Annotated in this window: 14 protein-coding genes and 1 pseudogene; 11 read left to right on the top strand and 4 right to left on the bottom strand. The window is 37.9% G+C overall.

The genetic code is table 11. The features are described 5' to 3' along the window. Window positions 1-81: 81 nt before the first annotated feature. Both TP70_RS00275 and mqo read left to right on the top strand, forming a co-directional pair. The gene (locus tag TP70_RS00275; RefSeq protein WP_044358499.1) at window positions 82-819 is read left to right on the top strand and encodes a trypsin-like serine peptidase; all 738 of its coding nucleotides are present in this window, start codon (window positions 82-84) and stop codon (window positions 817-819) included. A 371-nt stretch (window positions 820-1190) separates the two neighbouring features. Beyond that, window positions 1191-2684, top strand: coding sequence for a malate dehydrogenase (quinone) (mqo, locus tag TP70_RS00270; RefSeq protein WP_044358497.1), 1494 nt, complete (start codon window positions 1191-1193; stop codon window positions 2682-2684). 66 nt (window positions 2685-2750) lie between these two features. Here mqo and TP70_RS00265 read toward each other — a convergent pair whose 3' ends face one another. Both TP70_RS00265 and TP70_RS00260 read right to left on the bottom strand, forming a co-directional pair. Further along, window positions 2751-4118: a sensor histidine kinase gene (locus TP70_RS00265; protein WP_044358496.1), complete on the bottom strand. Its 1368-nt coding sequence runs from the start codon at window positions 4116-4118 to the stop codon at window positions 2751-2753. Then, window positions 4111-4788 carry a response regulator transcription factor gene (locus TP70_RS00260; RefSeq protein WP_044358494.1) on the bottom strand — a complete coding sequence of 226 codons (678 nt, stop codon included), beginning with the start codon at window positions 4786-4788 and terminating at the stop codon, window positions 4111-4113. Before TP70_RS00260 ends, TP70_RS00265 begins: the two co-directional genes overlap by 8 nt. Before the next feature lie 164 nt (window positions 4789-4952). Here TP70_RS00260 and TP70_RS00255 point away from each other — a divergent pair, with 164 nt between their 5' ends. Together TP70_RS00255 and TP70_RS00250 are read left to right on the top strand one after the other, a co-directional pair. Next, window positions 4953-6017, top strand: a complete 1065-nt coding sequence (locus TP70_RS00255) for an ABC transporter permease (protein WP_044358493.1) — start codon at window positions 4953-4955, stop codon at window positions 6015-6017. After that, window positions 6014-6685, top strand: a complete 672-nt coding sequence (locus TP70_RS00250) for an ABC transporter ATP-binding protein (protein ID WP_044358491.1) — start codon at window positions 6014-6016, stop codon at window positions 6683-6685. The genes TP70_RS00255 and TP70_RS00250 overlap by 4 nt, the downstream gene beginning before the upstream one ends. A gap of 49 nt (window positions 6686-6734) precedes the next feature. Here the strand turns inward: TP70_RS00250 and TP70_RS00245 are convergent, their stop codons facing one another. Continuing rightward, window positions 6735-7676, bottom strand: a complete 942-nt coding sequence (locus TP70_RS00245) for a YdcF family protein (protein WP_052502843.1) — start codon at window positions 7674-7676, stop codon at window positions 6735-6737. Between the two features lie 289 nt (window positions 7677-7965). Between TP70_RS00245 and TP70_RS00240 the strand changes: the two genes are divergently transcribed. From TP70_RS00240 to tenA, 3 genes are all read left to right on the top strand, one after another. Further along, the gene (locus tag TP70_RS00240; RefSeq protein WP_044358489.1) at window positions 7966-8451 is read left to right on the top strand and encodes a MarR family winged helix-turn-helix transcriptional regulator; all 486 of its coding nucleotides are present in this window, start codon (window positions 7966-7968) and stop codon (window positions 8449-8451) included. 114 nt (window positions 8452-8565) lie between these two features. After that, on the top strand, window positions 8566-9918 hold the full coding sequence (locus TP70_RS00235; RefSeq protein ID WP_044358488.1) for a TcaA second domain-containing protein: 1353 nt from the start codon (window positions 8566-8568) through the stop codon (window positions 9916-9918). Window positions 9919-10016: 98 nt separating this feature from the next. Beyond that, window positions 10017-10697: a thiaminase II gene (tenA, locus tag TP70_RS00230; RefSeq protein WP_044358486.1), complete on the top strand. Its 681-nt coding sequence runs from the start codon at window positions 10017-10019 to the stop codon at window positions 10695-10697. A 52-nt stretch (window positions 10698-10749) separates the two neighbouring features. On the opposite strand, the gene TP70_RS00225 is transcribed toward tenA, so the two are convergent. Further along, a complete protein-coding gene (locus TP70_RS00225; protein ID WP_044358484.1) occupies window positions 10750-11370 on the bottom strand; it encodes a hypothetical protein in 621 nt (206 codons plus the stop codon). Between the two features lie 234 nt (window positions 11371-11604). Here TP70_RS00225 and TP70_RS00220 point away from each other — a divergent pair, with 234 nt between their 5' ends. From TP70_RS00220 to TP70_RS00210, 4 genes and pseudogenes are all read left to right on the top strand, one after another. Continuing rightward, the gene (locus TP70_RS00220; protein WP_084207619.1) at window positions 11605-12507 is read left to right on the top strand and encodes an alpha/beta hydrolase fold domain-containing protein; all 903 of its coding nucleotides are present in this window, start codon (window positions 11605-11607) and stop codon (window positions 12505-12507) included. 67 nt (window positions 12508-12574) lie between these two features. Then, complete coding sequence (locus TP70_RS00215) at window positions 12575-13219, top strand: FusB/FusC family EF-G-binding protein (protein WP_044358483.1); 645 nt, start codon at window positions 12575-12577, stop codon at window positions 13217-13219. Between the two features lie 343 nt (window positions 13220-13562). Then, window positions 13563-13725 (top strand): annotated as a pseudogene (locus tag TP70_RS12625) (transposase); the annotation flags it as partial. A gap of 40 nt (window positions 13726-13765) precedes the next feature. Further along, window positions 13766-14156 (top strand): helix-turn-helix domain-containing protein (locus TP70_RS00210; protein WP_044358482.1); only part of this gene is annotated, 391 nt, incomplete at its 3' end.

Below are 14156 nucleotides of genomic sequence, written 5' to 3'. Positions count from 1 at the left end.
TTGGGGGCGCTTGTTACATCTTCAAATGTATTTGCGGAATCGTATACGGAAAGAACTGTTAATTTAAGAAGTGCTGGTGTTATGGAAGCTCAAGAATTAGTTCAAAAAATTGATAACAGTGAATTAAGCGTTAGTACAGTAAATAATATTCACGGAGAAATAAGTGGTGTTGGTATTTTATCTAATACTAAAAATAAATTTTATGGTACAGGTTTTGTAATTGATGACTATACACTGTTGACCAATAACCATGTAGTTGAAGAGAACTTTGGAATTGTGAATAAAGCACAATATCGACCAGAACAGCCACAAAACCTCAAATTTATGCCTTCAAGAGACGCGAATAATATACCATACTCATTTACAATTAAAGATGTCACAATGATTAAAGGTGTAGACGTAGCGATTCTTCATACAAATGAAAAGTTAACGGATAAGGTGGAACCTTTGAAATTAGCCAAAGAATCAGATATTGAAGCATTGAAATTTGGGGATAAATTATCTTCTTATGGCTATCCCAATAAAGCATATTTGCCAGGTGATTTTCAAGATAACCCAAGATATAAAATGTATAACTCAAATGGATTTTATATGTTAAAAGCAAAGACGGAAGATCCTCAATTTTATTCTAAAATGATTATCCGCATGGGAGCTTCAGGATCTCCTATATTGAATGAACATCACGAAGTAGTTGGAATTAATCCAGGTGGCATGAATAACAAAAATTCTAATGCCACAATAAGAGGGAAAAATGAAATGGCATATGTTTTTGAGCTATCTGGTTATGTCAGAGAACAAATTGAACAACAGAGCTATTAAAATATATTGAACGATGCATCCCTATGCTTACAGAGCGGGGGTGCATTTTGTTTTATCGACTCGTTAGAATTTTGAGCAACATGTCGATAGATTGAAATTTTATATGGTAAGCGCTTTTTTCTTATGGTTTTTAGCGTTATAATTGAGATATTAAGATATTTTACAATCCATTAGCACAAAGGGTTACATAGAGACATAAGACGTATGTGCAGTTTCAAATTGTATAGATGGGCAGCGATGTGTGAAAATAGTCGATTCGTTAAGGGCAAAGTAAGGCTATTTTTACTGAGGGGAGACAACGACAGTTTGGAACAACATTACTTTTGTGTCACTATCAAATATGAACAAACGAAAAGGGGGACTGGATTGTTATGAATAATTTACATAACAAGACAGATGTTGTACTCATTGGTGGCGGTATTATGAGTGCGACGCTAGGTATGTTGTTAAAAGAAGTACAACCAGATTGGGATATTAATATTTTTGAGCGTCTTGGGAAATGTGCTGAAGAGAGCTCAAATGCTTGGAACAATGCGGGGACTGGGCATTCTGCATTGTGTGAATTGAACTATACGAAAGAACAAGCGGATGGTTCGATTGATATTACGAAAGCAATTAATATTAATGAGCAATTCCAAGTGTCGAAGCAATTTTGGGCGCATTTAGTTAAAACGGGTCAACTACCTGAGCCAGCAAAGTTTATTCGTTCTGTGCCACATATGAGTTTTGTAATGGGAACAGACAATGTGCGCTTTTTAAAGGCGCGTGTAGAGGCATTAAAGGACAACAATCTCTTTAAAAATATGACGATTTCTGATGAGCCGGAAACATTGAAAAAATGGGTGCCGCTCATGATGGAAGGACGTCAAAATTCAACAACGCCTATTGCGGCAACATACGATCGTTCAGGGACAGATGTGAACTTTGGTACATTGACGGGACAGTTGCTTAACCGCATAGAAGAACGTGGTGGTGCGGTTTATTATGAACATGAAGTGTTGGATTTGAAACAAAACAAAGACAAAACATGGACAGTTAAAATTCGTGACATTCAAGAAGACAAAGTATTTACAGTCGTTTCAAAATTTGTTTTCATCGGTGCGGGTGGTGCGAGTTTACCGTTACTTCAAAAGACGGGGATTCCAGAATCAAAACATATCGGTGGCTTCCCAGTTAGCGGTTTGTTCTTAGCATGTAAAAATCCAGAAGTTGTGAAACAGCACCATGCGAAAGTTTATGGTAAGGCGAAAGTGGGGGCACCACCTATGTCTGTCCCACACTTAGACACACGCTTTATTGATGGAGAACGTACATTATTATTCGGACCGTTTGCTGGTTTCACACCAAAATTTTTAAAACAAGGATCATATTTCGATCTCATCAAGTCAGTGAAGCCGAACAATGTTTTGACAATGCTGGCGGCAGGTGCGAAAGAAATGCCATTGACAAAGTATTTAGTTCAACAATTAATGTTGTCTAATGATGAACGTATGGATGACTTGCGTGAATTTGTACCGAATGCGAAAAATGAAGATTGGCGCGTTGTTGTGGCGGGTCAACGTGTGCAAGTGATTAAAGATACGGATAAAGGTAAAGGAACATTACAATTCGGTACAGAAGTGATTACGTCTCAAGATGGTACGTTGGCGGCATTACTCGGTGCGTCACCAGGAGCGTCAACAGCTGTATCAGTCATGTTAGATGTATTACAACGTGCGTTTAGAGATACATTCCCTCAATGGGAAGCACAAGTAAAAGAAATGATTCCTTCATTCGGTAAAAAATTAAGTGATGAAGATGCACTATATGAAAAAGTAAATCAAGACGTTGTGAAATATTTACAATTGAATCCAGAAATTCAATAAAAGTTAAAGCCATTGGCAATGCAGGGAAAGTAGTCTAAAACTTCCTTGAGCCAATGGCTTTTTATGTTACTGAAGCGGTAGTGTTATCGTAAATGTCGTACCAACATCTGGTGTGCTCTCGACGTCAATCTGTCCATTATGACGTGAGATGATGGATTGCGTAATTGCCAGCCCTAATCCGTTACTATCGGTATGTGAGGTTGCTTTGTAAAAACGTTCAAAAATATGTGACACTGTTTCGGCATCCATACCCGGACCATCATCTTCAACAGTGATGAACAGCTGCTCCGCTTGGGTGTATAAATTGATGTCAATCGTACCATAGGTCGGTGTATATTTAATCGCATTGCGAATAATATTGCCAATGGCTTGTGTGATTAAACGCTGATTGCCAGTATATGACACAGGTGCTAAGTCGTACATAACGCTCAGTTCCTTTTGTTCAATCGTATATCCTTCATTTGCGATAATATCTTGAATCAGTGCATCGACTTGGAACGTTTCATCAAAATGAAGATGTCCACCGTTATCCATTTCTGATAAAAGTAAGAGTTGTTGAGTCAGCTGACTTAATCGATGTGTTTCATTATAAATGCGTTGGATATAGTTGGCATGTTGTTCGGGATCTTGCGCATTTTGTAATTGATTCAGTAAATGATGAATATGTGTTAAAGGCGTTTTAATCTCATGTGAAACGTTTTGAACGAAGTGCTGACGCATATCATCTAATTGCTTCAACGCCACACGCATTGTATCAAAGTGTTGTTGTAATGTGCCAATCTCATCAGAGCGTGTCACGGCAATCGGTGTATTAAAGTTACCTTCCATCATACGCTCAGTTGCACGTTTCAATTGTTGGACAGGTTTCACAAGGGCATACGTTGACCAAATCACTAAAATAATTGAAAACATGACGATGAGACCAATCAGTACGATCAGAAAATAACGGAACTCAGCTAATAGATAGTTGATGTCAGGTCGCATAAAAACAGCGTAGTTACCGGATGTCGTCTGGAAACGTGTTCCTACCGTGTTGCGTGATTCATTATCAAAAAAGCCAGTAATAACAAGGTTAAATGGACGATTACGAATACCGTGATAATCTTTACCAGCGAGCACTTGATCAATGTCTTGTCGGCTTAAATTGTATTGTCGGAACGATGCACCATAATGACGAGCGTGATGATGTTCATCGACCGCAATCACTTGATAATTTAAATCTCCTAATAAGGATAAATATTCTGTTAGTGCTTTATCGCTATGGACTGTATTATAACTATCTGCACGCTTCAATGTTGCCATAATTTTAGCGTCATTTTGTTCTTTCAAGGCATAGTGATAGTAGACGTTCGTCACTAAAAAGCCAGCGATCGCACTAATCAACATAACGGTTATCGTGTAAAAGGCGAGGCGTGTATAGAGTGATTTAAACATCATCCGTCACCCGATAGCCAATACCACGTACCGTTTCTATTTGCACATTTGCCCCAAGCTTTTTTAGCCGTGCACGCAATCGTTTAATATGGACGTCCACTGTTCGTGTATCACCTTCATAATCAAAGCCCCATATTTTTGTGATGAGTGTTTCGCGCTCAAACACTTGTTGTGGATAAGCAACAAGTAAATTAAGCAGTTCAAATTCTTTGTTTGGCAACATCAGTACTTTGGAACCGACCTTTGTCGTGCGTTCTGCTTGATTCATCACGATATTCCCCAATTCAAGTTCAACATCTGTTTGAACTTGGTAACGACGTAGCACGGCTTTAATACGAAAAATCAGTTCCGCCACTTCAAACGGCTTCGTCACATAATCATCCGTTCCGGCTAAAAAAGCACGCTCTTTATCACTGAGTGCATCACGTGCAGTTAACATAATGACTGGATAATTATAGTCGTACTTTAATGTTTGGCACAGTTCAAAACCATCCATGCCATCCATCATCACGTCTACAATCGCAATATCTATCGCATGATCAGCAACATAATCTAGTGCCGCCTCAGCACTTGGTTGTGTCACTGCTTGATAACCCTCTTTAGAAATATGAGAAGAGACGTACGTCAAAATTTCAGGATCGTCGTCTACAATTAAACAAGTAACGGTCATAAGTCTCCCTCTTTCATACATAATATAAACTCATTTTATCATAGCGTATCTGATAAACACTTCTGAAAGTTAAAAATCTCCAAAAATATAAAGCTGTTCATACTCCGTTCATATAAGCCGACTATAGTAAAGGTAAGATATGGAACAGAAGGGAGTTTAAAACGATGAAACTAGCGATATCAGAATTAAAATTTTATAAATTTCGTTACGCACTCATATTATTTATCGTTATTTTACTAGCGAGCATGGTGTTATTTATTACAGGACTCGCACAAGGATTAGCACGTGAAAATGTATCAATGTTAGATGGCTTTAAAGCAGAACGTTATGTGATACAAAAAGATGCGGAAGGCTTACTGGAAAAGTCGAGATTCACACCGAAAACACAAGAAGATATTGAAGCAATCACGCAAGACAAACCGTTGAAAATTGCGAAAGTCTCAACACAATTTAAAGACTTTAAAGAAGATATGTTGTATGTAAATGTACCGAAAAGCGAGCGTCCAGCTTTACAAGAAGGCCATTATCCACAAGGGGCACAAGAAGTTGTTTTGAATAGTAAGCTTAAAGGCAAAGGACTTAAAGTTGGCGATTGGATTGAAGGGCAAGATCACGATAAAAAACTACAAGTCGTTGGTTTCTTTGATCATGTCATGCATTCACATGCCAATGTTGCGATGATGACAGATGACGGCTTAACTCAAGTTGCAGGTCAACAAGTCGCGACAGCACTTTACCCATTACACGGTGTGACTGATCAGCAAGTTCGTGACTTAGAGCAGCTAGACGGCGTGCAAGTAGCAACTAAAGATGATTTAAAAGCAGCCATTCCAAGTTATCAAGCCGAACAAATGCCACTAAATATGATGGTTATCAGCTTGTTTGTTATTACAGCAATTGTATTAACTGCCTTTTTCTATGTAATGACGATTCAAAAAACGTCTGAAATTGGTATTTTGAAAGCAGTCGGTATTAAAACAGGTCACCTATTAGGCGCATTAATTTTCCAAATTTTATTCGTCACGATGTTAGGTGTATTGATTGGTATTGGTTTAGTCGTTGGACTGTCATTATTTATGCCGAGTACTATGCCGTTTGTTGTGACACCAACTATTATTATGTTGACGATTGTTATTTTCATTATTGTTGCGTTAGTCGGAGCATTATTATCATTTGTGCGCGTCTATAAAATTGATCCAATAGAAGCGATAGGGGGCGGTTTTGCATGAGTTTAAAAGTTGAAAACTTAGTGAAAACATTCGGTCAAGGCGAAGCAGAGACGGTTGTATTGAAAGGTTTGAACTTTGAAGTGCAACCGGGCGAATTTGTGATATTAAACGGGGCATCAGGTTCAGGGAAATCGACCTTGTTGACGATTTTAGGTGGATTATTGTCGCCAACTCAAGGACAAGTATCACTAGACGGACAAGACTTGACGAAATTATCAACAAAGGCACGTACAGAGAAACGTTTGAAAGACATTGGCTTTATTTTTCAAGCGTCGCATTTATTGCCATACCTTAAAGTAAAAGAACAATTGATTACCGTTGGACAAGAAGCGGGCATGTCTAAAAGTGAAGCGTCAGCACGTGCTACAACGTTGTTAGAACAAATTGGACTCGGTCATCGTTTGGAAGCTTACCCACATATGTTATCTGGTGGGGAAAAGCAACGTGTCGCGATTATGCGTGCATGGATGAACCAACCAAAATTGTTGTTGGCAGATGAACCGACAGCAAGTCTTGATGCGAAGCGTGCGACGGAAGTTGTGGAGATGATTAAAGATCAAGTACGTAATGAAAATGCGATTGGTATTATGGTCACACACGATGAGCGTTTATTTGATTACGCAGATCGCATGCTTTATCTAGATAGTGGCGAATTAATACAAAAATAATACGAAAAGACGATTCGGATGTACGAAAATACGCATCTGAATCGTCTTTTTAATAGTTAAAAAGTGTTGTTACGAGTTGAAGTAGGATAAAAATTCCCCATACATAAGGATGATGTAGTAACAAGCCACAATAGTCTCGAATGTAAGAGCGTGCACGATAGCGAAGGGGCGATAATGCGCCGTAACCATTGGCAACAATGCTGACACGTTGGGCGATGCGTAATGCACGCAAAAGATGAAAATCACTCGTTACAACAACACACTTGGTCTTTGATTGCATAAATGGTTTACTGAATACCATATTTTCATGTGTGTTCGTAGAGCGATCTTCAAGTGTGACTTGTGATGCTGGCACACCGAGTGAAATCAAGTAACACTGCATAGCAAGTGCTTCAGAAATAGGTTCATCAGCGCCTTGTCCACCACTTACAATCCAATGTGTCGATGGCTGATGAATCGTATACGCAGCATCGAGACGTGCTTTCAACAATGGCGACACTTCTTCCGAGAAAATGCCCGCACCTAACACAATTAAAGTTTCAGCATTGTATTTAGGGGGTGTCTGCCTTAAATACCACGAGAAGTATAGATATGCGGGCAAAGTGAGTAAAAAGACAAGTGCGAAAAGATATAAAAATTGAAATAACAGACTGATGAAAGGTGGCACAAGTGAGGCTAATAGCCCACTACCGATGCACAAACAACTGATTGCACTGATATAATACGTTAACCTTTTGACAAAATAGCGTCCATCTGGTTGGTGACGTAGTACAGCCTGTTGCCGAATCGCCAAATAGAGTAACAAGCTAAGTGATAGCACAATCGTTGTCGAAGGAATGGTATGTCTGTATGTAGAGAGCCATGCCGTTAACATATTGAGTAGTAAAATAAATTGAAAGAGACGAAGCGGTCCATTTGGATATGGGATATATTTCGCCATAAATATAAGAATGAGATATAATAATGAAATAACTGAGAGTAAAATTCCCATAACCAAACTCCTTTATTGATATGCATCACATTGAACATCTCAAAAAGCGGCACAAATTGCAAGAAGGAAGCAGTGAGCTTTAAGGATTATTGTTTTTAATAAGGTAATGAGCCGGTAGTAAATCAGTCATGGCACGATATGAACGAGATTTTATGATTTGGCGGTGTTTCGATGACTGGTCGTGCGCTAAATTTTTCAGTGTTTTAGTGTCATTTATAAGTTTCTTTGTAAAGGAATTGTTGGTACGATGTTAAGGTATATTGGTATGGAGAATAGAGGAGTGCAAATCATGTTGAAAAATGACAAAATGAATCAACATATTCGATTTATGGGTGAATTTATAACGAATATGAATGCGTTGACGGCTGGCTTATTAAGAGATTTAAGAGCGCAATATGGTATATCTAATGAGCAGTCTAGCGTCTTGTTGATGTTGTCGCATGAAAAAGCATTAACATTAACTGAAATCACGATACGACAAGGTGTCAATAAGGCAGCGGTTAGTCGACGTGTGAAAAAATTATTAGACTTAGAATTAGTCAGAAGTGCCTATGCACATTCTGAAACAGATAAACGTTTAAAATATATCGAACTGACAGAATACGGAATGGCGTATGTCCAAGACTCGCGTACTTTGATTGCCGATTTAGCAACAGAAGTGTTATCCGATATTCCGAGCGATGAATTAGATGACACACGTGCGGTCTTAGAAAAGATTGATACACGCTTGAAAGGGCTCGTCCAAAAGAGTACAGCAGGCATAAAGTTACATTAGAAATAAAGGGTAGTAACAAGGCGTTCACTGAAAGGCTGTTTTGAGCGTTAATATTCCAAATTTTTGTAGTGAGTCGTTATCAGCATAGTGCGTAATATAAAAGGAGATGGAGATATGAAGCAAGGTTCTAATGATCATCAACAAGTACATAACTCAGTAGAGCCGCCTCAGAAAGGACCTCAATCTAAGAAGCATACGACGGCACAAGCATCGACAGCTGTAGATGAAACGCGTCGTATCAAGAAATGGGTGCCTGTCATTATCGGTGGCTTTATTGCGGTGTTACTGCTCATTTTATTCATATTGTTACGTAACTTCAATTCTCCGGAAGCACAAGCTAAAATCTTTGTAAACGCCGTAGATAATGAAGATACAGCAAAGGTTGCAACGTTAATTAGTACAAAACAAAATAAAGTAGGGCGTCAAGAAGCGGCACGTTATATTCAATATATTAAGAAGGAAGTCGGCATTAAAAACTTTGAAAAAAAGGTCTATGCACATGTCGAGAAGTTCGATGAAGATTCGCCCGTCGCGTATGACATTAAAACAGATGACAATCAGAAAATTTTGCGCATTAGTAAAAATGGGCGACGTTATGTTATTTTTGATAATTTAGGCTTTCAAGCACCAGTGAAAAAAGCAGTGGTGAAGCCGAATACAGAAGCAACGTATGAATTTGTCGATGATGGCAATGAAAAGAAAGTTATCGGTAAAAAAGGCGAAACGGTTGTACTCGGTTACTTTGTTCCGGGAGATTATACGTTAGATGCGAAAAAAACAACGTCACGTGGTACGTATGAAGGACAACTCAAGTTTCATACCGCATCCAGTGATCATGACAGTGTGAATGTAACAGAAGCCTTTAAAGAAGCTTATTTGAAAGTTAATTTAAAAAACAGTGATGCATTGGATCAAAATTCATTAAAAGTGACAATCAATGGCGAAAAAATGGATAATGCTTCAACGTATGGCCCTTTCCCATTTAACAAAGATTTAACAGTGTCAGCTGAAGGCGAGTCACACGGTAAAACATTTAAAACACCACCAGTAACAATTGCGCAGGCAGATATTAAAGATAAGAATGAAGTGACGGTGACATTTGATCAGCAAGCCATCGCCAAACACAATGAAGAGAAAGAAAAAGATGTCATTGATAAAATTGGAGATTTTGTTAAAAAGTACACATCTGCACGGAATGAAGCATATAGCAAGCACAGTATGGCTGGGCTCGAACCGTATTTATTAAAAGACACAGATTTATACAAGGCGATGACAGCAGAGGTGAAACAACAATCAAAAACAGAGCAGCAATCACCGAAAGTCACGTACGTCGATAAAACAAATAATTTTTATTCTGTCATCGTTCAAACAGAAACAGCACAAGGTAATATTAGGCAATCACATTACTTAATTCAAGGTGATGAAGATGCCAAAAACTTAAAAATCGTCAACTACCAAGCATACTAACAGGTAGTGGCGATTTTTTTGGCTGTCAGTTTTCGCTTGCAAATGGGCGCTATCTTTGAGATGTTGACTGTGAATAAGTAAATAAGGGGTTGAAAACAGTGACGACATTTTCTGAAAGATTATTCCAACGTGTCGAACCGATTTGGCAAAGCTATTTGGAACATCCATTTGTTAAAGGGATTGGCGACGGGACGTTAGACAAGGACAAATTCAAACATTGGCTGAAACAAGACTACATTTATTTAATTGATTATACACGACTGTTTGCGTTAGGCGTTGCAAAAGCACAGGACTTGGAGACAATGGGATTGTTCGGCACACTCGTTCACGAAACATTGCATACAGAAATGCAATTACATAGAAATTACGCGGCACAATTTTGTATTAGTGAACAAGCACTCACGGAAACAAAACCGGCAAGTACGACGACAAGTTATACGAGTTATATGTTAGATCATGCACAACGTGGTGGCATTGAATACGTCATTGCAGCAGTGCTCACGTGTACGTGGAGTTACAATTATATTGGTCGTGCATTGAATGACATTGAAGGCGCGGCAGAGCATCCATTTTATGGCGAATGGGTCCAAATGTATAGTTCAACAGAATTTACAGAACTAACAGACCAGCTTATCGACATGATGAATCGTGTCGCAGAAGGTAAAAGTGAAGCGGAATTACAAGCGTTGGAAGATATTGTTGTGCGAACAAGTTATTTCGAATATATGTTTTGGGAGATGGCGGAAAAGCAAGAGATGTGGCCAGTACCTAAGAAATAAAAAATGCGTGCAATATGTGGCGTGACTTGCCACATATTGCACGCAGGATTTATTATGCGCTCAATTGCTTGGCTTTGCGATTGCGGAAAAATAAGCTAATAAAATAAAGAAATGCGGCAATGCCAGTGAAAATAATCGCATTATGGACAGCATTGGATTCAGCAAGTAGCGCTGTTGTTTCTAGGTGACCCATTAAGGATTCTAACGGCTTAAGGTTATCAGTCAACTGTTCCGCTGCATCACGAATGACGACTAACAGACCAACTGGAATAAAAAAGATGCCGAGTGACACAATGAAATTTAACACTTTAAGTAATGTACGATTGAAGACAAGTGTCAAAATGGCGAGTACGATATTGACAACGCACAAAATAAAAAAGAGATGAATAATCCATAGTAGACGTGATAATGATTCTTCAAATCCTGATAAATCAACGGACGTTTGACTGTTTAGTTGCTGAGTGAGCTCTGTAAACTGTTGAAATTGACTGTAATTAACTTCTTTATTTAAAAAGTTAGATATAAATAATGGTTCGTGATACATACTGTAACCAGCCATTGCCGTCAGTACCATCGCAATCAATGTTAAAATAAAACTAACCCAAGAGCGACGCTTTTTTATATGTCGCGTAGGATAAGCAGCTTGTACGTGATGATTCATTGGTTGATTCATAAATAGCCTCTTTTCTCTATATCTCTTTAAATAGTACAATAATGGTTCATTATATTATAAGCTGAACGAGATGCAAAGCTATAACGTATATCAAACGTGAAAGGGTGATTGGGGGATTGCTTGATACAGTTCGCATCAAGGAGATTTTCAATTAGACACAATAAAATCTTTCATTTATGATATTGTCTCATTATAATAGATTTATAATTAAAATTTGAAAAGTGAGGGATCGTATTGAAACGAAATATTATGAGTAAGTTAATGGGGCGTTATTTGTCACATCAACGACATATGAAGTTTAAGACAGAGCCAGAAATAGACGCTTTTTTAGATAAACGTCGTGCGTTGAACGAAGAAAAGCATAAACAACCCGATCAAATCAACGTTAAATCGAACCTTGTTAAAGATATGTTTGATGAGATGCAAGTATTTCGTTTTAACTTCGGTCATCATATTAAAAATAAAATTTTATACATTTATGGTGGGACATTCGTATTACAACCTTCTGCCTTTCATTGGCGTTTTATGGACAAGTTGGCGTACGAAACTTTGCATGAAGTGATTATGCCGATTTATCCAAAAGCACCGGCATATACATATCGTGAAACACACGCAGCGATTGAAGAAGCGTATCGTCGCTTATTGAAAGAAACAGAACCAGAAAATATCGTTATTATGGGCGATGCGTCAGGTGGTAATATGGCGCTCAGCTTTGTACAAAATTTGTTGAAGCAAGACGAATTACCATTACCCGGGAAATTATATTTGATTTCGCCATGGCTTGACTTGTCACTTTCTAATCCTGACATTACAGATCAAGTACAAAAGCAAGATCCGATTCAAAATATCTTTACGTTACAACAAATTGCGAAAGTATGGGCAGGCGATTTAGAACGCAAAGATCCGAAAATCTCGCCAATGTACGGCAGTGTTCGAGGGTTGCCACCGGTCTATATGTTTGGCGGCACGAGTGAGATTTTCTATCCAGACATGTGTCAGCTAAGCAATTATTTTGATGCAGAGCAACAGCCATTGCATTTCTACACGTACAAAGATATGGTGACGGCGTTCCCACTGTATCCCATTGTGGAATCGCATAAAGTGTTAAAACAAATTCGTAAAACGATTGATCAATAAGTTTAAATAAAGAGCCGACAACAAAAACGAGATTGTTGCGGCTCTATTATCTTTAAAGGGGAAAGTTATGAAACCAGTTATTTATCCTTATCAATACAATGATATTTGCGCGCACGTTCAGCGCTTGAAAAATGTCTATAAGTCTGTCAACGATATGGATACGATTCGCATTGTTCAAGTAGATACACGTGATGCAATCATACATACGTTCAATGAGACAGAGCCCGAACTAATCGAGCTCATAGACCGTTTAATGAATATTCGACTCTCTCAATGGCAAGTTGATGATATTTTGCTAAAATTACGCAATTACGTTATTCCATTTGAGTTACCGTCACACAAAAGAATGGAAAAGACATTTAGAAAGGTTAAAAAAATCAAGTTTCCAGCCATTGAAGAAGATCGACTGTATACACATAGCTTTATCGGTTGGAATGATTTAGCCTCTAATCGAAAATATATGATGTACTATGATGAGCATGCACAACTGCAAGGGTTGTATGGCGATTTGTCTCATCAAGTTGTGAAAGGGTTCTGTTCAATTTGTCAAAAAGAGTCAAACGTTGCATTATTTATGAAGAAAACGAATAGTGCGAGTGACGGCAGATATACGAAAAAGGGCGATTATATTTGTCATGACAGTGTGCGTTGTAATGAGCAACTAACAGATATTGCCGATTTCCATGCGTTTATAAATAAATTGTCACGATAGTGAAGAGAGGTGTCAGACTTTGAGTGTCTGATAACCTCCTTTTTTAAGGGGAAAGTGTAAATAATGAAATTTGTCAGAAAATATTGAAAAAATAATGTGAAAACGCTATATTTGTTTTGTGACTTAAATTTATATCAATAGAATAAGTTTCAAATAAATAGGAGGTTATGCTTATATTTAACTTAGTTTAGGCAGAAGTCGCCCATCCTCGATAGGTGGGTGATGAATGCCGTCCAGTATAAAGGTTATATTTGGTAACTTGAAAATTGATATACATGGCGAATTGCCTTTTGGTTTTACTTATGTTATTTTCATTCTACATAAGTAAAGCGTTAGTATAACAATGACATTAGATACAAATAGTCATTTAGAATCCCTTCTTCACTATCCTCTTATTTTAGCAACGAAATAGCGTAGACAAGTCATTGATAATGAAATATCTGATTACTTTAGTTGCGTGGCATTATGATAAAGACCCTATACACATTATGTTCAAAGTTTACCCCAATCAAGCGAATCATCATAAATAGATAGGTGGTGTATCTAATGGAACGATTAAAAGCGTACAAATTTAGACTATATCCAACAGAAGAACAAGAGATATTCTTTGCGAAAACTTTTGGTTGTGTTCGGAAAGTCTATAATCTCATGCTTCATGACCGAATAAAAGCTTATCAAGAAAAAGCGAACAATCCCTCTGAAAAAATGCGTTTTCCAACACCTGCAAAATATAAAAAAGCATTCCCATTCTTGAAAGAAGTCGATAGTCTTGCTTTAGCTAATGCACAACTTCATTTAGATAAAGCCTACAAGAACTTTTTTCGCGATAAATCTATTGGATTTCCTCGGTTCAAAAGTAAGAAAAATCCTGTTCAGAGTTATACAACGAATAATCAAAATGGGACAGTTGCTTTGATTGATGATAAATTTATCAAAG

Origin of the sequence: Staphylococcus microti (assembly GCF_000934465.1) — a bacterium.
Lineage (GTDB): Bacteria > Bacillota > Bacilli > Staphylococcales > Staphylococcaceae > Staphylococcus > Staphylococcus microti.
This window is presented reverse-complemented; position numbering and strand designations above follow the sequence as displayed.

Excerpts from the sequence above, each read along its gene's own strand:
- TP70_RS00245 (WP_052502843.1), bottom strand. The coding sequence starts at position 7,676 with ATGGGAATTTTACTCTCAGTTATTTCATTATTATATCTCATTCTTATA.
- TP70_RS00265 (WP_044358496.1), bottom strand. The coding sequence starts at position 4,118 with ATGTTTAAATCACTCTATACACGCCTCGCCTTTTACACGATAACCGTT.
- TP70_RS00225 (WP_044358484.1), bottom strand. The coding sequence starts at position 11,370 with ATGAATCAACCAATGAATCATCACGTACAAGCTGCTTATCCTACGCGA.
- TP70_RS00240 (WP_044358489.1), top strand. The coding sequence starts at position 7,966 with ATGTTGAAAAATGACAAAATGAATCAACATATTCGATTTATGGGTGAA.
- TP70_RS00255 (WP_044358493.1), top strand. The coding sequence starts at position 4,953 with ATGAAACTAGCGATATCAGAATTAAAATTTTATAAATTTCGTTACGCA.
- TP70_RS00215 (WP_044358483.1), top strand. The coding sequence starts at position 12,575 with ATGAAACCAGTTATTTATCCTTATCAATACAATGATATTTGCGCGCAC.
- TP70_RS00275 (WP_044358499.1), top strand. The coding sequence starts at position 82 with ATGGAAGCTCAAGAATTAGTTCAAAAAATTGATAACAGTGAATTAAGC.
- TP70_RS00260 (WP_044358494.1), bottom strand. The coding sequence starts at position 4,788 with ATGACCGTTACTTGTTTAATTGTAGACGACGATCCTGAAATTTTGACG.
- TP70_RS00250 (WP_044358491.1), top strand. The coding sequence starts at position 6,014 with ATGAGTTTAAAAGTTGAAAACTTAGTGAAAACATTCGGTCAAGGCGAA.
- TP70_RS00235 (WP_044358488.1), top strand. The coding sequence starts at position 8,566 with ATGAAGCAAGGTTCTAATGATCATCAACAAGTACATAACTCAGTAGAG.
- mqo (WP_044358497.1), top strand. The coding sequence starts at position 1,191 with ATGAATAATTTACATAACAAGACAGATGTTGTACTCATTGGTGGCGGT.